This is a genomic window from Salinimicrobium terrae DSM 17865, assembly GCF_000424665.1.
Classification (GTDB): Bacteria; Bacteroidota; Bacteroidia; order Flavobacteriales; family Flavobacteriaceae; genus Salinimicrobium; species Salinimicrobium terrae.
Window position 1 is genome coordinate 44424 of the sequence record NZ_AUKI01000020.1, and the last position, 20742, is coordinate 65165.

The window sequence follows — 20742 nt, forward strand, 5'->3', positions numbered from 1 at the left end:
AAAAAATATCTGCTCCGATCGTTACCACCAATAAAGGTCTGGTCATTGTGAAAAATCTTAGTCTACAATTGCTTTAAGATCTTTCATAATTCTTTCAAATCTTGCTCCCTGATCTTCAAAATAAAGATTACCTATGACTGCTTCCTGTAGCCGATCACTTTGTAAGATCTGGCTGAAGGATTTTATAAGATATTGTTTTACATCCTCATCAGGAGATTTTTTTATCTGTTCTCTAAAATTAGAAGTATAATTTAATAAGTATACAATATCTTCAAAGTCATGGCTCATTCTAGGGTCCCGGCCACCTCTAGCTGAAAATGCAGAAAATTTAGTAGCCAGAAAATAGGCAAAAGGAAGTATCCTGATCGTTTGTTCTTCAATCTGAACAGGAATTGCCTTTTCAAATCCGGGCTCAAACCAAGGATTTGCCGGAGCCCAACCTACCTCTTTGGTGGACATTACATCTACCTTAATATCACCTAACCGGAATCTACAGATGACATCATCTTCAGATGATTGAGAAAAACCGCGACTCGATAAGGATTCTCGTAATTCTTCAAGTTCACCAATACTAACTATTTTGAAAGTAAGATCAATGTCTTTCGTGGGCCGGACATCTTCGGCTGCCGGATCATCAATATATAAGCTTATCATAGCTCCCCCTACAAACACTACCTTTTCATTTAGGTCGCCTAAAGCAAGAGCTACACGTTTAGTAGCTTTTCTATTTATAATGGTATTTTTCAACTTAATCTTTTTTCGAGTTCTTCAAGTGCAATGTTTTTTTCTCTTACTTTACCTACGCGTATGGCGTCGCAGAGCACCATGTATTCATAGAAAACCTGATCTTTTAGACAAGCCTTCGGAACGTTCACATGAAGAGGTTCTATGGCTTGACCTCTGACTGAACCTTCAGCATACGGCCAAACATATGGTTCTTCCCCCTGAATAACCTTATTTAATGGTGCTGCAGAGTGTGCGGTCGGTAATCCTCGCACCAGGGAGCCAGGTTTTTGGGGATAAACATAAGGCAAACCATACCTGAGAAAATCGAGTAAAGCAGATTTCATCAACCGCTTCTTATCTTCAAATAGTAAACCGGCTATTATGGACCGGTTAATGCTTTCACTCACCTCACTGGCACTAATCCCCAGCTCATAAGCAAGATCTTTCATATACCAATCTGTTCCTTCTTTTGCCGCAATTTTCAGTAAAACCGCAACATCGTGAGGCCTCATTCCACTATGCTTCTTCATAATGATTCTATTTCAGACAAAGATATCAAAAATTCTCAATTCGCGAATCGCGAATTGAGAATTAACTATTGCTTGCCGAGGGCATTCTGAGGATTCCTTTTCCAAATTTTGAAACGGAGAATTATATGCACTTGCATATAATACCACCACAGATACATGAACTATACGCCGAAGCATTAATCATTTGGTTACCTCCTATTTCTCGTAAAAAAGTCTTACCACATCCATGATTATGCATACCCAGGTACGTAAAGTACACATCTCAGATTTTTTCCCTTCCTAGTTTTGCTCCAGAAACCGCATACCAAAGCATTTTAAACCTTAAACCTTTATATCATGAACGAAATCAAAATTCTGGAGCAACTGGACCGTATTGAAAAACTGGTCCGAGCTGGTAAGACTGTAATGTCTTTAGACGAGGCCAGTGAATACACCGGGATCTCCCGGAGCTATCTGTATAAGCTGACCGCCAAAGGCGAGATACCCTTCTCTAAGCCCAGGGGAAAAATGATCTACTTCTCCAAAGAAAAACTGGATGAATGGCTGCTCACTGATACCAGGAAATCAAAAGGAGAATTAAAGGCTGACGCCCTTGAGTACACTTTCAGGAATAAGAGAAGATTCTAAAACGCTAACATCCGCTGATATGTCAGGCAACGAAGACAAGCTATACACAGCTCAGGAACAGAAAAAGAAAACCATTTATGACTTCATCTACAAATATGCCGGTGAAAAATACGACATCCGGTATGATGAATTAGGTCATGATTTCCAGATCTCCCTGAAAAACCAAAATGCCTGGCAAATACTGGATGCCAATTCTTTCCTGATCGAACTGGCCCAAACAGATATTAATGTCAACCCGGCAAAACTGGAAATATTTCTAAGATCTCAATTCATTTCTAAATTCAATCCAATTAAAGAGTATTTCCGGTTATTACCGAAATGGTATGGGCAGGATCATATAAAGGAACTTGCCTCCTACCTACCTCTCAAGGAACCGGATCTATTTCTGTACCACCTCAAAAAATGGCTGGTCCGCACGGTGAAGTGTGGTCTTGAGAAGGAATACTTTAATAAGCAGTGCCTGGTTCTTGTCCATCCTCAACAGAACTCTGGAAAATCCACCTGGTGCAGGTTCCTCTGCCCTCCTGCCCTTTCGAAATATTTTGCAGAGGACATGACCACTGATAAGGATGCAAGGATCCAGCTGACCCGAAATTTCCTTATCAATCTGGATGAACTCTCGATTCTGGCAAAAAAAGAAATAAATGCTCTAAAGGCTTATTTCTCGAAAACCATGATCAATGAACGTTTGCCCTACGACCGGAAAAATTCCACTCTCTACAGGACCTGCAGTTTTATAGGTTCCACGAATCGGGCGACTTTTCTCAATGATGAAACGGGATCTGTTCGCTGGTTGTGCTTTGAATTGAAAGGTGCCATTGACTTTAATTATTCCCGAAAGATAGATATCGATAAAGTGTGGGCGCAGGCATACTACCTGGCCTATGTGGATGAAAACTTCTATCCCGAACTCACTATTGATGATATCGAACTGAACGAAAGCAGGAACAGGATCTACAGGGAACCGACTATGGAGGAGGAACTGTTGGGTAAGTACTACATCAAGAGTACTGAACCGGAAGATTTTAAAACAGCTTCGGAGATTGTGCTTCAACTGGTTTGCGTAAATCCCCGCCTGAACATGTACAATATGGCAGGGCATTAAAAGCCCTGGATTATGAAAGAGTAAAATCTCCAAAAGCGAGAGTTTATGGATACCTGATCAAACCTTTATTTAAGCTCTCTCCCTTAGAGGTTTTATAAATTTTAATTACCCAATTATCCAATTACCATAACAAGGCTTAAAGGCAAGAATTTAAGGATTTTGAACGGGGTAATTAAAATTTTCAAATCTACCCGAATGGGTAAATGGGTAAGAAGGTTTTCGGGCAAAAAAAGAAGTAAAAACCTGTATCTAAAGGCCATGGTAGATGGATCATATAAAAATTAAAGAAAATGAAAAAAAGTAAAAACGACATATCGTGGAGTAGTGCCCGAAAGATCTGCATCGTAAAAACACTGGCGAGCTCCGGGCACTACCCCACTAAGAAATCGGAGAAAGAAGCCTGGTTTCTGAGTCCCCTGCGGTCAGAAACGCAGGCATCTTTCAGCGTGTCTTTGTCCAGGAATTTATGGTTTGACTTCGGATTGGGAAAGGGTGGAAATATTATAGACTTGGTCATGGCCATAAACAACTGCTCTGCCTATGAAGCAGAAAGATGCCTGCAGGACAATATTCAGTTTTCTTTTTGCCCGGTAGAAATTCCGAAGAAAAGCAATCCACACCACATCCGGGAAGTAAAAACCATTTCACATCCGGCACTTGTTCAATACCTGCACTCAAGAAAGATTCCCCTGGATCTTGCACAAAACTTCTGTAGGGAAGTATGGCATAGCATGAACAACAAAATCTATTTCTCCCTCGGATTACAAAATGATGCCAACGGGTGGGAACTGCGCAATAAGTATTTCAAATGTTCCACCTCCCCAAAAACAACTTCTTCTTTTAAAAGAAAGTTTGCAAAACTTCTTATCCTGGAAGGAATGTTTGACTTCTTGTCCTTAAATGTACTTGATAAGGAGCTCTTTTATAGCTCAGATATCATAGTGCTGAATTCTCTGGGCAATATCAGTAGCATTGAAAATGTCCTAACATCCTATGCTAAAGTCATCCTTTTACTGGATAATGATCCGGCCGGTAGAACAACTGCCGGGGAGTTACTATTCCGGTTTCCTAATACCAGAGATATCAGTGATCTCTATAAAGATTATAAGGATCTTAATAATATGCTGACCCATGGAAGAATTGAAAAATGAAAGGAAGAAACCTATAGTAATAGATGTTTCTAAATTAGATCCTGCTGCTGAAGGATTATCTATAGAACAAATAGATGCTTCCCTAGAAGAACATCCTGCTATTGAACCGAATTCTAATTCAAGATGTGTGCCTGTGGGCACAAAAATTATTGCTCCCGGTGGTCGCAATAAAAAAGAGATGTTTAAGGCAAAAAGGGAATTCGTGAAGTTTCGATGTTCCGTATACGAAAAGAAGCTGCTGTACATCAAAGCCAAAAGATGCAGGCTTAGCGTTAGCGAATTTTGTCGCAGGTCCATATTTAATCTGGAAATCAAAGAAAGATTTTCCCATGATCAAATAGAGATCATGAAGACCCTTAGCAAGTTCCACAATAACTTTAAATCTATAGGAAACATGTTCAGGAAAAAAGATCCGAAGCTTTCTGCGGCAACCTATGCCCTGGCAGACCAGATAAAACAACAACTTGAAAAGCTTCAGAAATGATTGGCAAAGGAAAATCAATCTCCCACACCCAGGCTTCCATGGCCTACGGATGGAACCAGGAGAAGAATGCTGAGGTGGTATATCGGCAACACCTGGTAGGAGAAAACCCAAAAGAGATCAGCCGGGAATTTCAGCTGATCCAGGAACAGAATGTCAATTGCAAGAAGAATACCCTCTCCTTTGTGCTTAGCCCCACAGTTGAAGATGGAAAGAAACTGCCCAGAGCTGAGCTTCAGAAAATATGCAGCAGCTTTATGGATAAGATGAAGCTGGGAGAAAGACAGGCAATTGCTTTTGTGCACCGGGACAAACAGCACCTGCATATACATCTTTACGTGAACAGGATCGACTTCAACGGTTCAGCATACAATGACAGTTTCATTGGGAAACGCAGCCAACAGGCAGCTGAAAAAGTTGCGGAACAGCAAGGACTGACCACCGTTCGACAACTTCAGGTAGAGAAAGAAATCAGCCTTAAGGATATCCGTGCGGAAATCAAGCGGCGCCATGATATCGCAATAAAGAATTTCAAACCCAGAAGCTTTGCAGATTACATTAAAGCCATGGAGACAAATAAAGTGAAGGTAATTCCCTGCATCAATAAAGCTAACAAGTTGCAGGGTTTCAGGTTTGAATTTGACGGTCACAATTTAAAAGGCAGTGAAATACACCGATCCATGAGTGGCGGAAACATCGGCAAATCTTTAGTCAATCAGGCAGGGTTAAAGCCTTTTTTCAGGGAACACCAGGAAATGAAAATAGCCGGAAAAGTTGTTCAGCTTTCCAACCGTTTAGCGCTGAGTATAACCAAACACCTTATCAAGAAGATCATTAGCCACGGAATAGAATTTTAATATAAGAAGGTCATGACAAAATTAGAAGAGTTATCAGAAATGCTTGTTTCAGAAATCGATGATTTTAAAGAAACAGTAAAAAAACTGGAGGAGATCCGGAAAAGTAAAATTCAGCTCGATCTCCAGAACCTGCCGTATTTATTAACGGAACACCAACAAAGTATTTCCTGGGGTATAGAACAAAACCAACGATATCTGGAAATTGCAGAAAAGAGGAACAATCAAACCAAAGCTTATTTGCGAAAAGGTTTTATCCTTGTTGCTGTAGGATTTCTTCTGAATCTTCTTTCTGTAGCAGTAACCTTATATCTAACAAACCCAGGCCTCGACCCGATTGTTTGGGATGGAATCTCTTGTAGAGCTTGAATATATTTTCGCCCGCCTGCTCCAGGTCAACCCCCAATCCATTATCTGAAAAACATATTTCTTTCTCTTGACCATCATTTATTGCTACAGTCACATCTACCTGTAATGGCCGCTCATTAGACCGGAATTTTATTGCATTAGAAAGTAAATTAAAAAATATACTGTAAAGATATGCCTTGTTGGCTTTTACTATAAAATCTTTAGGAATAGCCACCTGTACAGTTCCTCCACAATCCCTGAGATCCTTCTTGAAATTCTCAACGACTTGCTCAACAACTCCCTTCAGCGGAACAAATTCTGTTTGTACAAGACCATCCTTATCTCTTATTGACAGGATGGTGTTCATATCTTTTATTACTTGATCAAGCTGCCGAAGACTGATACCCAAATGTTCCAGCGAAGACTGAAAATCTAAAGAATCCGGTTCTAAAATTTCCAGTATATCCACTAAGCCTAAAGCATTGGTTAAGGGGCTACGCAAATTATGAGAAACAACATAAGTAAACTGCTGTAGATCCTTGTTTTTTTCTAAAATTTCTTCCCGGCTCCGCACCTTTTCGGTATTGTCCCTTGCAACCATGTGCACCCCTACCACTTTCTTATTCTCCACGACCGGTACTTTCACGACATCCCAATGTCGGGGTTCAGAATTCCCCTGTGAAGTAAACAGATCAAATCTTACTGTTTTTCCAGAAAATGCCTCTTCAAGCTTTTCTTTATACAAAGACTCTACATCTTCTGACAGGAAATCATTGTAACTGCGATATATTACATTTTCCTTTGGCTCCCCGACTAATTTTAGAAAGGCAGGGTTAGCATCCAATATAATTGACTCTTCATTCTGATAAAGGATCAGTTCAAGAGAATTTTCGAACAAAGAACGAAACCTAATCTCTTTAGCAGGATTTGAGAATCTTTTTTTCAATCCAATTCAGTTTACTTTTATATAGAGGGAGAAGAATAATCAGCAGCAGAAGTTAAAAATTATTCTTTATACTTAAATATTTTATTTCACAATTAAGATAAATATTGGTTTTCGCTCAATATAAAAAGCATATACCTTAAAAATTCGGAAATAAAAATTACCGCCTTTTTCCAAAAAAGGCCATTATCCTGTTTTACCCTAAGGCTTCTCCAGTTTCAGCGTGTGTAATAACTAGAGACCTATCTCAGATAATACCATAATTTATAAAGCTGAATTCCTGGTGACCCTGGGTTCCTACTCTGTCCAGTCTACTGTGGGAATGACTTCGGGTTTATGAAGCCTGAATGGGCGATAGAGTTCTGTTGATCCTGGTTGGGAGGTGATCCATACCAAAAAATTACTGACTTTAAGGAAATCCTGTCGCAAAGCAGGACTTTCCAGAAGATTTAAAGAAAACCTGCTCTCAAAGTACAGGAGGATCTCAATAAAATCGAAATCACACTCGCAAACTGTTTCAAAATCGTAATTTAATTTTATTCCACACCCTGCCCAGGCAGATAAAGTCTCCTGATACTGGTGTAATGTTGGGATTGAATTCATGGTAATTAATTAATAAGGAACTCTTTAAAGCATTCAGAAAGTTCAGGGAAAAACCAAGGGTTCAGGAAATGATATCTTTCCGCCCGATTATTGTTGTTGCTGGATCTCCTGCAACAATTTTCTTCCTTTTTCCGTAGTTATGGCATTCATATAAAAGAACAGGGATTCCTGCTGATATTGTGCTCGTGAGATTTGGGTAGTATCCAAAAAAGGTGAATTATCATAGGTCATGGTCATCTGGAAAAAAAGTTTTGAATAAAAATATGCGTCAAAATCTTCTCTGTATAATCCCTGTTTCCTGCCTCTTTCAATGTTATGCACCAGGATCTCCGAAAGCTTTTCAGAAAAATAAAGCATGTGCTTATTAAAGATCTGCGGATAATATTTGATAAGCTGGCGCAGCATAATAGAATCATTGGTCCTGGAGGCTCTTTCCATGTCCTCATCTCTTGCAAACATTCTTTCGACCGCATTATCTATAGTCTCATCCAGATTTTTCATCTTGGAAAGTACTATCTCTAATTTATAGGCCAGCACCTCTTCAAGTAGTGCTTCTTTATTCTGATACTTCTGGTACAATGTCTTTTTGGAAATTTTCAGTTCCTGGGCTATGTCGTCCATGGTAACCGTCTTCGCCCCATTGTGAAGGAAAAGCTTTGTGACTTTTTCCAGTAATTCAGTATCTTTTTCCATATTCTCTCCTAATTACATCCTTCTACAAAGATCTACTTTTTATTTTTTTGCTGAAGTTTAATAAAAGCTGACTGCCGAAAACAGTCAGCTTTTTTGTCATTTTTAGAACTCCAGTTCATGCTTTGGGTCAATGTGCTCATAATCTGCAACCATCAACTCTTCATAATTATTCTTTCCGGTTTTGGTAAACTTCTCTTCAAGACGTACAAAGATCATGAACACCACCGGCACGATCACCAGCGTAAGGAACAGGGAAGACAACAATCCTCCAATGATCACAATCGCCAGACCGTTACTCATCTCTGCCGCTGCACCAGATGCGAGCGCAATTGGCAACATCCCGAATACCATTGCAATGGTAGTCATCAAAATGGGACGTAAACGGGCATGGTTCGCCTGGATCAATGCCTCACGGATCTTCTCCCCGTGTGCCAGCCTGTGGTTGGCAAAATCTACCAATAAAATGGCATTTTTGGCAACCAATCCAATAAGCATGATAATCCCAAGAATGGTGAAAATGTTCAAACTGTTATTGGTAAGTGCCAGTGCCCATAAAGCTCCAATGAAGGATAGCGGAATGGAGAACAATACAATAAAAGGTTTTACAAAGTCATCATATAGCACCACCATGATCATATAAACGAGCATAATAGCGGCTAAAAGTGCAATCCCCAAAGTACCGAAACCTTCACTCTGGTTTTCCATGTTTCCACCCCAGGTCCAGGCTACGCCTTTAGGCTTCTCCACGCTGGCCAGTTTCTCTTCCCATTCCTGGGCTACTGCTCCCGTAGTTCTACCCACAGTTTGCGCCATAACGGTTACCGAAGGAGAACGGTCATATCGCTCCAGCAAAGAAGGACCAGATTCATAGCTGATATCTGCAAACTGCGCCAGATTGATCCTTTGTCCCTGGTTATTCATAAACTGAATACTCCTTACATCCTCGATGTTATTACTCGAAGTTTCATCAAAAATGATATTGATGTCATATTCGGTACTTCCGGTACGGAATTTATTGTCTGTATTTCCACTGAAGGCCGTACGTAAGGTTTGTCCCACCACGGCAACATTAAGGCCTAATGAAGCCATTTTGTCCCGTTCTACATTTACTGAAATTTCAGGATTTCCTTCCTCCACACTCATATCAATTTCAGTAGCTCCGTCAATATTTTTCAGGAGGTTTTCAGCCGCTTCAGCATAAGCCATCGCATCTTCAAAACTGTCCCCGGTAATGGTCATTTGCAGCGGTGCCTGTTCTGCACCAATAATTCCCATGGGCACGGTAGTTACCTTGGCTCCTACCAGCTCCTGCTCAAGGGCGCGGGTTAGTTTAGCTGCAAAAACGTTGGTCTTATCTTCTCTTTCAGATTTATCGACAAGAGTAACATTGATTTCAGACTTGTAATTCGTAGCCTGGGCTCCTCCCATTCCGCCGCTACTTGACTGGCCTACTGTGGTGATCATCCGTTCCACTTCGGGCAGTTGAGAAAGATAATTTTCGGCCTGCTGCGTGATAAAGTTCGTTTCCTCAATAGAGGCGTCTTTATCTATTTCAAGTTGTACAAGAAACTCCCCCCTGTCTGTCCTCGGAAAGAAATCTGAACCTATATATCCCATGGCTACTAAAGCAATAGAGCTAACAAATAAAACAGACACCACAAGAAAAGTCTTGATCTTGTTATCAAGTGACCAGTTAAGAATCTTGGTAACCTCTTCAGTAAACCAGGTAAGACCGGCTTCGAATTTGTGGATGATCTTTCCGAAGAAAGAGTCTCCGCTAATCAATTCCAGCTTTCCATATCTTGAGAAAAGCCATGGCACCACAGTAAAGGAAACCAGTAATGACAACAAAGTTGCGATGATCACGGTCACACAAAATTGTGCAATAATATTAGCAACAAGCCCGGAACTCAAGGCGATTGGGAGGAATACCACCACAATTACAAGAGTGATCGCAGTTACGGTAAATCCAATCTCCTTGGAACCGTCATAGGCAGCGCGAACTTTATTTTTACCCATTTCCATGTGCCGGTGAATGTTCTCGATCACCACAATTGCATCATCCACGAGGATACCTACTACTAATGAAAGTGCCAGTAAACTCATAAGGTTCAAACTGTAACCCAGGAGCAACATTCCAATAAAAGTCGCGATAAGCGAAGTGGGAATGGCCACCATCACGATAAGTGCGTTCCTGTAACTGTGCAGGAAGAAAAGCATCACAAATGCCACCAGCGCTACCGCGATCAAAAGATCTTTGATCACAGAATCTGCCGCAGCAAGGGTAAAAGTGGAGGTGTCATTCGCCATGGTAAGTTTAACTCCCTGCTCTGCGTATTGTTCTTCCAATTCGGTCATTTTCTCCTGTACAAGTTCACTCACGGTCACCGCATTGGCATCCGTTTGTTTTTGAACCTGCAGCAAAATGGTACTTTGGCGGTCAATTCTTGCGATCTTCTCAGTTTTCTTCTGAGTATCCTGAACTTCAGCAACATCGGTTAACCTGATATTCTGACCATTCTGAGAAGCGATGACCAAATTTCTTAGCTCATCTACACTCTGGATCTTTCCCGAAAGTCGGATAAGCGTGGTATTTTCCCTGGTGGTAATATTTCCGGTAGGAAAATCCAGGTTGGAGGCGCTAATGATCTGCTGTACCATAGGTACGGTAAGTCCGTAACCTTCCAGCTTGTTAGGGTCGAGATTCACTCTTATTTCCCTTTCCTGTCCCCCAACCATGTTTACCTGGGCTACCCCGGAAAGTCGGGAGAAAGCCGGCTGGATCTTTTGATCGATAAGCTCATAAAGCTCATTTTCTGAAAGATTCGCTGTTACTCCGAGACTCACAATAGGTAAGTCTGAAAGGGAGAACTGAGAGAGCGATGGCTCTTCAATATCTTCAGGCAGATCTGAGCGAATAGAATTTATTTTACGCTGCGCTTCATTCAGTAAGAAATCCACATCGGCGTCGTTGTTGAACTGAATGGTCACTACAGACAAGCTTTCGAAAGAACTGGTCTGGATCTTCTTGATGTTTTCAAGGGAAGAAACCGCATCCTCGACTTTTCGGGAAACTGTATTCTCCACCTCGGCTGGTGATGCTCCCGGATAGATCGTCATCACGGTCACCACCTTAATTTCCATTTTTGGGATCAACTCATAATTGAGCTGACTATAGCTGAAAAGTCCGCCAATGATTAGTAATGCAAGCATTACGATCACCAGGCTGGGCCTTTTTATAGATACTTCTGCTAATTTCATTTTCTTACTTTATAATAGTTACCGCAGTATTATCGGCAAGGTTTATTTGTCCACTGGTAACAACCACATCTCCTTCATTTAATCCGGCAGTAACCTGGACTTTATTTCCGTAGTTTATTCCTGTCTGGATCTCTTTTAGTTTCGCGGTTCCGTTTTCTACGACAAACACCAGGTTGTCACTTACACTGCCAACAAAGGCCTCTCTTGGAATGATAAGTACATTGTCATCCCCAGACTGGTTAAAGACTGCGGTCGCATACATTCCTGCTCTTCGGCTTCTTTCAGAATTATCTACAGTGATCTCTACAGGGAACTTTAATGCACCGGTGGAAGCAGGAGCTATAAATGTGAGCTTACCTTTAATGGTGTCCTTAGTCACACTGGGCACCACATTCACCGTATCTCCTGGCTGCAGGCGGCTTACCAAAGCTTCATCAACTTCTACCCTTAATTTTAGAGAGGAAATGTTTACTACTTCCACGATAGGCGTACCGGCACCTACTACCATTCCAACTTCTACCATTTTCTTATTCACAATTCCATTGGTCTTAGAGCGAACACTGGTATCTCCGGAACTTATTTTTGCAGATTCATACTGGGCTCTTGCATTTTGCACCTGCAGACGTGCCTGGTCAAGCTGAACTGCAGTGACACCACCGGTTTTGTAAGCCGCTTCATATCTGTCAAAAGTGGAAATTGCATTATCTAAATTTGCTTTCGCATTGTTCACATTTACATTGATCTTATCTCCCGAAAGTTTTGCGATCACCTGTCCTGCTTTCACTTCACTCCCCTCTTCCACGTAAATAGCTACAACCTGTCCGCCCATTTCTGCGGAAATATTTGTACGCGTTTCGGGCTGGAAGGTTCCATTTACAGTGAATTGTCCGTTGATGCTTTCACTTTGAGCAGTTGCAGTCCTTACAGCAACTTCTGTATTCTTTTGTGCTACAATATCAAGTTCTGCTTCGTTGTTGCTCTTGTTATTCTGAAGGATTAGAAAGAAAGCTACAGCAACTCCTGCCAAAGCTATTATGGTGATGATGGTTTTCTTTTTCATTTTATAGTGTATTATTAGTAAGTGTTTCTAGTTGTCCCTGTGACCTTAACAGTTGTACTTCGGCAAGTTTATATTCCAGCCTGGCGTTGGTAAGATTATTCATTGCCGCTGCAAGATCTCTCTCCACATCCAGCATATCATTGAGGCTGGCCAAACCAAGACCGTAATTGTTTTGTGTATCTTCCAGTACTTCCCTGGCCAGTGCCACGTTCTCTTCCTGAATTTTAATGGTAAGCAGGCTGTTCTCTAACTGTGCAACTGCATTAACGTATGCTAACTCCATTGCCAGTTTTGTCTCTTTTAGATCTTCCCGTGCTTTTTCAATTTCGATCTGGTTTTGTTTTACCCTGGATCTGGTTGCGCCTCCGTTAAAGATGGGAATGCTAATATTTACGCCCACAGCTGCAAGGTCTGACCAGTACACGCCTTTATCCTCTCCATTTCCTGCCGGAAAAACATCTCCCTGTCCCAACCAGCCGTAATTAGCAATAAGCGCTGCGGAAGGGTAATATTCAGCCTGACTCGCTTTCTTTTGCCAGTTAAGAAGCTCCAGTTGTTTGTTCAAAAGCTGAAGTTCGGTTCTTTCAATACCTCCAATACTGGTTTCCGGTAGAATCACCGGATCAAATGTTTGTTCCGGCAGACTAATCTGCTGTCCAATAGGCATTCCTATCATGAACTTTAAGGCATTCTCGCTCAAGGCCACCGAATTTAACACCTGCTGCCCATTCGCAACCAGATTGTTAAGAGCTACTTTGCTGCGGTCATAGTCTATTTTCTTAGCCAATCCATTTTCAAACAGACCCTGGACAATTTCCACAGTCTGCTCTGTTAGTTCCAGATTAGTTTGCACGTTTTCAAGCATTTGCTGTGCCTGGTATACCTGATAATAGGCATTTGCCACCCGCTCAATAATTTCTTCATTGGTGAGTTGGGCGTTGAGCTGGTAAAATTCCTTGGTGGATTTTGCGGCCTTTAATCCTGTAAATAAGTGCTGATTGAAAAGCGTTTGTGTTAACTGCGCGTTCGCATTTGAAGTCCATTCTTTACCAAAAGCCACGGCTATATCCTGGCCCGGCATTCCAAAAATCTCCCCCGGAAGTACATTCTCCTGTAAAAGCGGATTGTAAGTCGCATTGGCACTTCCCGACAGGTTAGGCAGAGCATTTGCCCGTACTTCTTCAATCTGTGCATCGGCTTTTCTTATATCCAGTCGTGCCTTTTCAGCTTCTGCTTTATGCTCCAGTGCGAATGCCACCGCCTCTGGAAGGTTTAGCTCCACGGGATCCTGGGCAAAGGCGATACCGGAAGTAAAGAGCAAACCAATTAATAAATTTTTCATTCCAAATTTTGTTTTTGATTCTTTGATCGTGTAAGACGGATGCAAAGATAAGACCAAAATAAACTAAAAAACCAAAAAAGTTTCATAGTTTATTTTATTGAAAATGAAATGATTAAAATTGATCTGATAATTCCGAAATATTAAATAACCGGATTGAACTACGAATTTTTTCGAACTCTGCTTCCGGAAGGAATTCACAGGAAGCTGAAGAGCCTTTACTATAACCGATGAGTCAAGAAAAAAACGAATAAATAATGTGGTAAAATCAAAATAGTGAAGCAAAGAACCGGCGAACAGCAAAAAAATTATTCCTGATAAAAGGCTTTGCGCCAGATTACAAATTTAAATCTCAGGTCCTGTACTTAAATAATGCAAGCTCCTGTATCAACGTTCGGTTTTCCAATCCACCGGCAAGTGCCCCTGTTGTCACTCCCACGGTACTAATGAAAACCGCGAGTCGGATCTTATCAATCAGAGTTACGTCCGGTTTGTTAAGAGTGGGCCAGGTGGTGATCAAATCTGTAGGAAATACATAAACCTCAATGATCATCATGAGTCCGCCTACCATGATGAATAACCCTATACATGCCAGGAAGATACTGGTGTAGATGACTGTATTGGCTACCGCAAGATGCTCAGTCAGGGAACGTTTTTCCTTCATTGGCAGGAACAGGTTCTGCACACGTACCAAATAAAAACTTGCAAACATTATACTTATCACTGCAAAGAAAGCCGCAGTTCCATTGGTAAGTCCCAGTCCCACATCCCAAATCTCTGCTGTAAAAACCAGGATCAATGCTGGTGCAACTGCAGCTGTTGCGAGGTTTGGCAGGGAAAATGGAAGTAAAATAGCCCAATTCCTGATCAAAGGTTTGAAGAACTTTCCCGGATGCCTTAAAGTCATAAGAAGATGAAAAATAAAGGTTTCTAAAACATTTCCATTTCTCAGTTCCCGATCGGGCATCTTACCGGAATATTTTTTCAGGTACTGCCTTTCAGAAGCATTGAAGATCGGAATTTCCGAAATCTTCTCCACGTATTGGAATGTTCGCATGACCCTACTGTCCCCGGACACACGATGTGGAAGTCCTAGAATATGTCCGCAAAGATGAAGGAAAAGGGTCGCAATATTTAACTTTACTTCGGGATGATGTAATTCCCTGGAATCTTTTCTTCGCGTTGTGGTAATAAATTGTCTGGTGGAAATCACCATCATTCATGTAACCTCAGAACTTAATCCTGCCTGTATTTTGTTCTTACTGGAAGTTAGGGGCACATCGGTTATTACACAAACCATATCGTAAGGTCCTTCTGCCATTTTTAAACTTGCCCGATCCAGAAAGTCTGATGCACTCCTTGGATTGTCATTTTCAAGTTTTATTTTATCTGCAATATCAAAGAACCACGGAATAGAAGTTGACCTGATAAGTTCTTCTTTTGTAAGCTTACCTATCTCTATAGCTAATATTTCGAGTTGATCTGATCTTCCTTCTTTACCGGATGCTATTAAGAATCCCACATTCATTTCCGGAGTCGGCTGTGGGCCCTGAGCTTCCTGTAAGGCCGAGAAGAATCTTTTACCCGAAGTAAGAGCCCTAATGATATTGGTGGAATTAATAAGCCGCACTGAACTTAAAATACGAACCGCATAAAATATGCGTAGCACCCTAAAAGCAGGGATGATTAAAGCAATTAATGTTATGATGTTATTTTTGAGATATTCTTTTTTCCTTGGGGCCAGGTAGACCTTTAGCGCGAATTCCAGGATAAAAGCGACCCAGATGCAGTAGATAATGATTTCCTGTGTGGCCGACAAACCTTTTACCAGCTCCAGAATAAAAAAATAGAGCCACACCATGGCCAAAACGAACATCGGAACCTCCAATTGTTCTTCAAGTTTGTAGAACAATCTGTATTTTTTTTCTTTTACTGTCCATCTTCAGAAAAGTTAAGCTTTTCTGCTGTTGAAGATGTTAAATAAGTTGTAAATGAACATTTTATTTCTTCAGAAATGGAGCTCTTGAAATATGTATATCAGACCAAAAGACCTAAGTGATTACGACTTTTAAATTAATGTATATTAAGGAGTTATAAGTCAAAGTCAGACAAATAAGATTTCAAGCTTCATAAATATCTTTCAAAAACATCATTTTTGACTCCTCTGCTCCAGCAAATTTTATAGAGAGCTAGTCTCTTTTCAGGAAATAGCTGAGATTTAGTTCATCCGCCTTTCCTCCATTCTCTCCCGCATCTCCCCATACATTGCAGTGTCACGTTCCACCATGTTCATAATATTCTGCATCATTTGTTCCCTTCTTGCAGGATCGCGGAGCAACATACTGTCCTGGTCAATAACAGCATAGAGCCCTACTAAAACGGAATCAATAACTTCAGGATCTGCCATCATGGTTGCTTCTACCTGTTCCCTAGTGTAGATGTTCCGCATCATTTGCCGGTTATCACGCATCTCGTCCAAAAATTCATTGAAAAGTTCTTCATCGGCCAATATTTGTTGATAAACTTCCTCCCTTTGCTCTTCATTATCTAAAAGATTTACCTCCCGTTCCTGTTCTTCACAGGACACGAAGATCGGAGAAATGATCAAACACAGAATGGCTACTAAATGGCTGGAATTTAAGTTCTTCATTTTAATAAATTTTAAATTTTTAGATTATTTCGAGTTGTTGCCGTATCTCCAATTAAATTAAGGATTTTTCAGCTAACCACCTAATTCACCAAATTGGATTTATTTTCTTCTAAAGAATCTCATTATTTTACTTGTATTCTTCCCTTCTTCCAACCATTTTGTGGATTAAATCCCCATCTTTTTCTGCTGCACCACGATTTATTCTACATCACGAAATCCAAACAACCTGATTTCCAAAGGGCTTCCTTTAGGTATGCAAATTGGTACTGCCCCTACAGAGAATTTTCGGAAAGAGAATCACCCTGCTTAGAAATTAATAACAGAAAAAAATTAAAAATTAAATGATAATACGAGCACTTAAATTGCCATCCTCAGCTTTGGCTAAAAAATTTAAAATTGACCATACTAATCGACCAAAAGATAATTCAGCAGCTGAAACAGAAAAAGCGCAGGTTTTGGATAATTACCGGAAAGCAAGCTTTACTAAAAGACACCTTTTGACATTAACAAGTACTTTTTTACTTCTCCTGGGGGGAGCATTCTCCTTTTACCTGTTGCAGCCTCAATTTGAGGAGATGAATTTAAGCAGGATGAACACATTGAGTGGAATGATCCTGCTCTTTGTCTCCGGCTTCTTATTGCTGTTCAGGTTGAGCTTTTTAGCATTCATTACCAGGTTGTTCTTTCGTTATAAGCCGGTAAGTTCTGTTACAGATGAGAAATTACCCACCTGCACTGTTATTGTACCTGCTTATAATGAAGGCAAACAGGTTTATGACACATTGATAAGCTTAACAAACAGCCTGTACCCGGAAGAAAAGCTGCAATTAATCGCCATTGACGACGGAAGTAAGGATAATACCTGGGACTGGATGCAAAAGGCCAAAGACCTTTTGGGAGACCGTGTTTCCATTTATCAACAACCAGTCAACCAGGGAAAAAGACATGCGCTTTACCGCGGATTTAACCTTGCAACAGGTGAGGTGTTTATAACAGTAGACAGCGATTCAATTGTGGAGAAAGATACTCTGCGTAACCTCGTCTCCCCTTTCGTAACCAATGAAGAATGTGGTGCAGTGGCAGGAAATGTACGTGTGTTAAACAACGAAAAAGCGATTATTCCCCGAATGCTGAACGTAAGTTTTGTGTTCAGTTTTGAGTTCATAAGATCTGCGCAGAGTGTACTGGGATCTGTTTTGTGTACTCCGGGGGCATTGGCAGCCTATCGTCGTAAGGCGGTAATGAATTGCCTGCCGGAATGGATTTCTCAGACGTTTATGGGACAGCCTACAGATATTGGGGAAGACAGGGCAATGACCAATATGATCCTTAAGCAAGGTTATCATGTTTTGTTCCAGCGAAATGCCTATGTACTTACCAATATTCCTGAAAAATTCAGCAGTTTACATAAAATGTTTACGCGATGGGAAAGAAGTAATGTTCGTGAAAACCTCATGATGACAAAATTTGCTTTTAAGCCTTTTAGAACCGGATCAAGAACGGGCACCCGTCTTTTACTGCTGAACCAATGGATGCATATGCTAACAGCTTATCCACTTTTCCTTATTATGATCGTGCTATTGGTTTTACACCCGGTATTATTTATTAGCTCTACCCTATTAAGTATCCTTATATTTTCAAGTCTGCCGGCCTTCTTTTATGCTAAAAAATACAATATGGCTGAAGCATTCTGGGCCTACTCCTACAGTATTTTCTATACTTTCAGTTTGTTCTGGATCACTCCTTATGCTATGGCCACAGCCAACAGAAGAGGTTGGTTGACCCGGGAACTGCCGGTAAAGAAACAAGCTGCATAATTATTTAATCGAAGTTTAGCTCCTCATATTCTGAAGAGGCTGTCTTAAAAGTAAGAAGAAGTCATCCTGAGTTTTTTTAAGGATCCTAATAAAAATCAACATCAAATTGAAGTTGAAACAGGTTCAGCTTGAACGAAATACGTTCTTTTTAGACAACCTCTTCAGTTATAAATCTTCGGAAAAACCTTCCCCAACAGAAGTGTCAAAAACACTATTTTTTAAGATCGTTTTATTACCCGAACAAAGACAAAGTGCCGTGAGCAGCCATTAATGCAGCATTCTTTCCTGCTCTTGCTGTGGCTCTAACCATAGTAGGATCTTCCTGATTTTCAAAAAAGATCATCTTTGGTTTCCCCTGCTTCCGCAGGTAATTACTTAGGATCTTATTGGTGTGGTAAGTAGCCGGTTGGCGCCTTAAAAAAGGCTCGTAATCTTCCGGTCCGCTCACCTGTGCCTGAGTATCTATAAATCCATAACCCTGATATTTTCCGTCCCTCACCAGGACAAAAGCTTCTTCATCCAAATGTCTTCCTTTTTCTCTTATTACAAAAGTTGAAGATTCCTCTGTGAGAGAAGCTATAGCTAATGCCACTTTCTTATTGTAGGCTTTCACCTGTTCTTTTCCGGAACAAATCCCCTCACAGCTTTCGATATTATAATGGGAACACTCTTCTACGTTCCTCTGTAAACTACAGTATTTAGGACAAAGCCCGAATTCCCTGCAAAGGAACTCCAGTTTTTCCTGCGCCAGGGCACGGCTATAAAAGGTTCCTATTGACTCTCTTAGTTTATTGGTTCTTTCCAGTGCCAGCTGGCTTATTCCCCGCTGATTTGTGTAACTAACGATTTGATAAACCGGTCCCGGACGTTTCTGGGCTCGATTAAACCGGGGATAATACTTCCTGATGCATTCCGATTCCAGCAGCAGGGCAACAAGCTCACTACCGGTAGTTTCATGGTCTATATGATAAGTTTCCTGTCCCAGCTCATATTCCTTGCTCATGCGATCATAAAAATGGGAAACCACCCGCTTTTTAATGTCAATGGCTTTCCCCGCGTAGATCACCTTATGCCGCCGGTCCTTAAAAAGGTAAATCCCCGGACTTTCCGGGAGGCTGTGAATTTGATCGGCATCAATATGAGGCGGTAAAGTCGCCTGTCTGGAACGAACGTGCAGGAAAGAATTGATCACCTTGTAATCGTCATCCAGGGACAACAGGCGTTGAAAAAGAATAACGGTAGCATCTGTATCTCCTTCAGCCCTGTGGCGGTTCGAAATAGGGATGTTGATAGAGTCACACAATCTCCCCAGACTGTATGAAAATAACCCGGGTATAAGTTTCCGTGAGAGGCGGACAGTACAAAGTTTTCTGCGAGTATATTCAAATCCCAATTCCCTGAATTCATTCCGAAGTACATTGTAATCAAAGTTTACGTTATGAGCTACAAAAATGGCATCGCGCGTGAGCTCCTCCACCTTTTTGGCCACCTCGTGAAACTTCGGGGCATCGGCAACCATGGAATTATAGATTCCGGTGAGCCCGGTGATCTGCCGGGGAATCTCCTTTTCGGGATTGATAAGGCTGGTGAATTTTTCAACGACCTTAGAGCCACGCAAAAGTACAATACAGATTTCGGTAAGACGATTTCCATTAATTCCTCCTCCGGTGGTTTCTACATCAATGACTGCAAATAATTGATCTTTCATGAAAGCTTCCAAAAAGGTAAAAGTAGGAATAATTTTTAAAGAGTAGGAATTTTTCCGGTAGAATGGAAAAAATCCGATTACGAATCCATTATTTTTCTACCCAAGCCTCATTAAACAAGATAAAGAAGCTGTTTGAAAAGTTATCATAAAGTTATTCTTGATATATTCAAGACCTTATTAATTTCGTCTTTTAGAACCTGAAACAAGTTCAGGTTGACGGAAATCAGACTTTTCAGACAGCTTCTCCTTTTTCTGCCATTTTTGAGAGGATTGAATTTCGCTTTTAAACAGCTTCAGTCTCTTCTGAAATTTCTTCTTTGTTCTCTTCTTCCGCAGTTTCAGGAGCTTCAACAACTCCAAACTTCTCTAGCTGCTCCTCTTCCCCTGTGAAGTATGGAAAAACATCTAAAATTGGAGATTCAGTAATAGCAGGGATCGTATAATCGCCCATACTATCTGCCATGGCTGTGGTGGTATTTTCAAAAGCCTCTTTTATGTCATTGGCCTGCACCAGCAAATAAATATTCGTTTTTCTTTCCTTGCCACTCTCCTCATCCAGGGCCACAAGGGAAACCTTTGACTTGAACCAGCGATCTGAATTCTCAAAAGGATGAACTTCAGAAAAATTGGCCACCTTAATATTCATGATCCTGAAATCTTCGTTGGTGTAAGCCTTCATCTCCTCCGTAATTCGCGATTCGGCCTCTGTATAGGATATCGCATCAAGCAGATAAGTATCTGTAGTCACCTTTTGTTCACCCGTTTCATGTGTTTTTCTGTATTTCACCTTACATTCATACCAAATTACGCTCATATCATATTTTTTAGGCTGCCAAAAATATCATT

Annotated in this window: 21 protein-coding genes; 7 read left to right on the top strand and 14 right to left on the bottom strand. The window is 40.9% G+C overall.

Features of this window, described 5'->3' with window-relative positions:
* Positions 1 to 57: 57 nt before the first annotated feature.
* Positions 58 to 747 carry a nucleotidyl transferase AbiEii/AbiGii toxin family protein gene (locus H148_RS0109295; RefSeq protein ID WP_029034559.1) on the bottom strand — a complete coding sequence of 230 codons (690 nt, stop codon included), beginning with the start codon at positions 745 to 747 and terminating at the stop codon, positions 58 to 60.
* Positions 744 to 1256 (bottom strand): hypothetical protein, encoded by a 513-nt coding sequence (locus H148_RS0109300; protein WP_037324967.1) that lies wholly within the window; start codon positions 1254 to 1256, stop codon positions 744 to 746. The genes H148_RS0109295 and H148_RS0109300 overlap by 4 nt, the downstream gene beginning before the upstream one ends.
* Before the next feature lie 336 nt (positions 1257 to 1592).
* On the opposite strand from H148_RS0109300, the gene H148_RS0109305 reads away from it, so the two are divergent.
* The 6 genes from H148_RS0109305 to H148_RS19045 all read left to right on the top strand — a co-directional run bounded on the left by H148_RS0109305 (position 1593) and on the right by H148_RS19045 (position 5843).
* On the top strand, positions 1593 to 1883 hold the full coding sequence (locus tag H148_RS0109305; protein WP_029034561.1) for a helix-turn-helix domain-containing protein: 291 nt from the start codon (positions 1593 to 1595) through the stop codon (positions 1881 to 1883).
* A gap of 19 nt (positions 1884 to 1902) precedes the next feature.
* Entirely contained in the window at positions 1903 to 2988 is a 1086-nt protein-coding gene (locus H148_RS17595; protein WP_245583411.1) for a virulence-associated E family protein, read from the top strand.
* A 290-nt stretch (positions 2989 to 3278) separates the two neighbouring features.
* A complete protein-coding gene (locus H148_RS0109320) occupies positions 3279 to 4139 on the top strand; it encodes a toprim domain-containing protein (RefSeq protein WP_029034562.1) in 861 nt (286 codons plus the stop codon).
* Positions 4120 to 4623 (top strand): mobilization protein MbpA, encoded by a 504-nt coding sequence (gene mbpA / locus H148_RS18855; protein WP_245583412.1) that lies wholly within the window; start codon positions 4120 to 4122, stop codon positions 4621 to 4623. The genes H148_RS0109320 and mbpA overlap by 20 nt, the downstream gene beginning before the upstream one ends.
* Positions 4620 to 5477 (top strand): relaxase/mobilization nuclease domain-containing protein, encoded by an 858-nt coding sequence (locus H148_RS0109330; protein ID WP_029034564.1) that lies wholly within the window; start codon positions 4620 to 4622, stop codon positions 5475 to 5477. Before mbpA ends, H148_RS0109330 begins: the two co-directional genes overlap by 4 nt.
* Before the next feature lie 12 nt (positions 5478 to 5489).
* Positions 5490 to 5843 carry a DUF6730 family protein gene (locus tag H148_RS19045; protein ID WP_425414075.1) on the top strand — a complete coding sequence of 118 codons (354 nt, stop codon included), beginning with the start codon at positions 5490 to 5492 and terminating at the stop codon, positions 5841 to 5843.
* Here H148_RS19045 and H148_RS0109335 read toward each other — a convergent pair.
* The 10 genes from H148_RS0109335 to H148_RS0109380 all read right to left on the bottom strand — a co-directional run bounded on the left by H148_RS0109335 (position 5728) and on the right by H148_RS0109380 (position 16371).
* Positions 5728 to 6768, bottom strand: coding sequence for a PAS domain-containing sensor histidine kinase (locus H148_RS0109335; RefSeq protein WP_029034565.1), 1041 nt, complete (start codon positions 6766 to 6768; stop codon positions 5728 to 5730). The genes H148_RS19045 and H148_RS0109335 overlap by 116 nt on opposite strands.
* Positions 6769 to 7062: 294 nt before the next feature.
* The gene (locus tag H148_RS0109340; RefSeq protein WP_029034566.1) at positions 7063 to 7368 is read right to left on the bottom strand and encodes a hypothetical protein; all 306 of its coding nucleotides are present in this window, start codon (positions 7366 to 7368) and stop codon (positions 7063 to 7065) included.
* A 5-nt stretch (positions 7369 to 7373) separates the two neighbouring features.
* Positions 7374 to 7433, bottom strand: a complete 60-nt coding sequence (locus tag H148_RS19050) for a hypothetical protein (RefSeq protein WP_425414079.1) — start codon at positions 7431 to 7433, stop codon at positions 7374 to 7376.
* A 22-nt stretch (positions 7434 to 7455) separates the two neighbouring features.
* Positions 7456 to 8061, bottom strand: a complete 606-nt coding sequence (locus tag H148_RS0109345; RefSeq protein ID WP_029034567.1) for a TetR/AcrR family transcriptional regulator — start codon at positions 8059 to 8061, stop codon at positions 7456 to 7458.
* Positions 8062 to 8163: 102 nt separating this feature from the next.
* Positions 8164 to 11322 (bottom strand): efflux RND transporter permease subunit, encoded by a 3159-nt coding sequence (locus tag H148_RS0109350; RefSeq protein ID WP_029034568.1) that lies wholly within the window; start codon positions 11320 to 11322, stop codon positions 8164 to 8166.
* A gap of 4 nt (positions 11323 to 11326) precedes the next feature.
* Complete coding sequence (locus H148_RS0109355; protein ID WP_029034569.1) at positions 11327 to 12382, bottom strand: efflux RND transporter periplasmic adaptor subunit; 1056 nt, start codon at positions 12380 to 12382, stop codon at positions 11327 to 11329.
* A 1-nt stretch (position 12383) separates the two neighbouring features.
* The gene (locus H148_RS0109360; RefSeq protein WP_029034570.1) at positions 12384 to 13724 is read right to left on the bottom strand and encodes a TolC family protein; all 1341 of its coding nucleotides are present in this window, start codon (positions 13722 to 13724) and stop codon (positions 12384 to 12386) included.
* 349 nt (positions 13725 to 14073) lie between these two features.
* Positions 14074 to 14940: a hypothetical protein gene (locus tag H148_RS17600; protein WP_051286346.1), complete on the bottom strand. Its 867-nt coding sequence runs from the start codon at positions 14938 to 14940 to the stop codon at positions 14074 to 14076.
* A complete protein-coding gene (locus tag H148_RS18345; RefSeq protein WP_051286348.1) occupies positions 14941 to 15633 on the bottom strand; it encodes an ion transporter in 693 nt (230 codons plus the stop codon).
* Between the two features lie 306 nt (positions 15634 to 15939).
* Positions 15940 to 16371: a hypothetical protein gene (locus tag H148_RS0109380; protein ID WP_029034572.1), complete on the bottom strand. Its 432-nt coding sequence runs from the start codon at positions 16369 to 16371 to the stop codon at positions 15940 to 15942.
* A 341-nt stretch (positions 16372 to 16712) separates the two neighbouring features.
* Between H148_RS0109380 and H148_RS0109390 the strand changes: the two genes are divergently transcribed.
* Complete coding sequence (locus H148_RS0109390; RefSeq protein ID WP_029034574.1) at positions 16713 to 18188, top strand: glycosyltransferase family 2 protein; 1476 nt, start codon at positions 16713 to 16715, stop codon at positions 18186 to 18188.
* A gap of 232 nt (positions 18189 to 18420) precedes the next feature.
* Here the strand turns inward: H148_RS0109390 and H148_RS0109395 are convergent, their stop codons facing one another.
* On the bottom strand, positions 18421 to 19896 hold the full coding sequence (locus tag H148_RS0109395; RefSeq protein ID WP_029034575.1) for an exonuclease domain-containing protein: 1476 nt from the start codon (positions 19894 to 19896) through the stop codon (positions 18421 to 18423).
* A gap of 283 nt (positions 19897 to 20179) precedes the next feature.
* On the bottom strand, positions 20180 to 20710 hold the full coding sequence (locus tag H148_RS17610) for a DUF4494 domain-containing protein (protein WP_037324971.1): 531 nt from the start codon (positions 20708 to 20710) through the stop codon (positions 20180 to 20182).
* Positions 20711 to 20742 lie beyond the last annotated feature (32 nt).

What these genes read in the sequence shown, in the direction of transcription:
- H148_RS0109300 (WP_037324967.1), bottom strand. Translation starts at nt 1,256, where the DNA reads ATGAAGAAGCATAGTGGAATGAGGCCTCACGATGTTGCGGTTTTACTG.
- H148_RS0109305 (WP_029034561.1), top strand. Translation starts at nt 1,593, where the DNA reads ATGAACGAAATCAAAATTCTGGAGCAACTGGACCGTATTGAAAAACTG.
- H148_RS17595 (WP_245583411.1), top strand. Translation starts at nt 1,903, where the DNA reads ATGTCAGGCAACGAAGACAAGCTATACACAGCTCAGGAACAGAAAAAG.
- H148_RS0109320 (WP_029034562.1), top strand. Translation starts at nt 3,279, where the DNA reads ATGAAAAAAAGTAAAAACGACATATCGTGGAGTAGTGCCCGAAAGATC.
- mbpA (WP_245583412.1), top strand. Translation starts at nt 4,120, where the DNA reads ATGGAAGAATTGAAAAATGAAAGGAAGAAACCTATAGTAATAGATGTT.
- H148_RS0109330 (WP_029034564.1), top strand. Translation starts at nt 4,620, where the DNA reads ATGATTGGCAAAGGAAAATCAATCTCCCACACCCAGGCTTCCATGGCC.
- H148_RS19045 (WP_425414075.1), top strand. Translation starts at nt 5,490, where the DNA reads ATGACAAAATTAGAAGAGTTATCAGAAATGCTTGTTTCAGAAATCGAT.
- H148_RS0109340 (WP_029034566.1), bottom strand. Translation starts at nt 7,368, where the DNA reads ATGAATTCAATCCCAACATTACACCAGTATCAGGAGACTTTATCTGCC.
- H148_RS0109345 (WP_029034567.1), bottom strand. Translation starts at nt 8,061, where the DNA reads ATGGAAAAAGATACTGAATTACTGGAAAAAGTCACAAAGCTTTTCCTT.
- H148_RS0109350 (WP_029034568.1), bottom strand. Translation starts at nt 11,322, where the DNA reads ATGAAATTAGCAGAAGTATCTATAAAAAGGCCCAGCCTGGTGATCGTA.
- H148_RS0109355 (WP_029034569.1), bottom strand. Translation starts at nt 12,382, where the DNA reads ATGAAAAAGAAAACCATCATCACCATAATAGCTTTGGCAGGAGTTGCT.
- H148_RS0109360 (WP_029034570.1), bottom strand. Translation starts at nt 13,724, where the DNA reads ATGAAAAATTTATTAATTGGTTTGCTCTTTACTTCCGGTATCGCCTTT.
- H148_RS17600 (WP_051286346.1), bottom strand. Translation starts at nt 14,940, where the DNA reads ATGATGGTGATTTCCACCAGACAATTTATTACCACAACGCGAAGAAAA.
- H148_RS0109380 (WP_029034572.1), bottom strand. Translation starts at nt 16,371, where the DNA reads ATGAAGAACTTAAATTCCAGCCATTTAGTAGCCATTCTGTGTTTGATC.
- H148_RS0109390 (WP_029034574.1), top strand. Translation starts at nt 16,713, where the DNA reads ATGATAATACGAGCACTTAAATTGCCATCCTCAGCTTTGGCTAAAAAA.
- H148_RS0109395 (WP_029034575.1), bottom strand. Translation starts at nt 19,896, where the DNA reads ATGAAAGATCAATTATTTGCAGTCATTGATGTAGAAACCACCGGAGGA.
- H148_RS17610 (WP_037324971.1), bottom strand. Translation starts at nt 20,710, where the DNA reads ATGAGCGTAATTTGGTATGAATGTAAGGTGAAATACAGAAAAACACAT.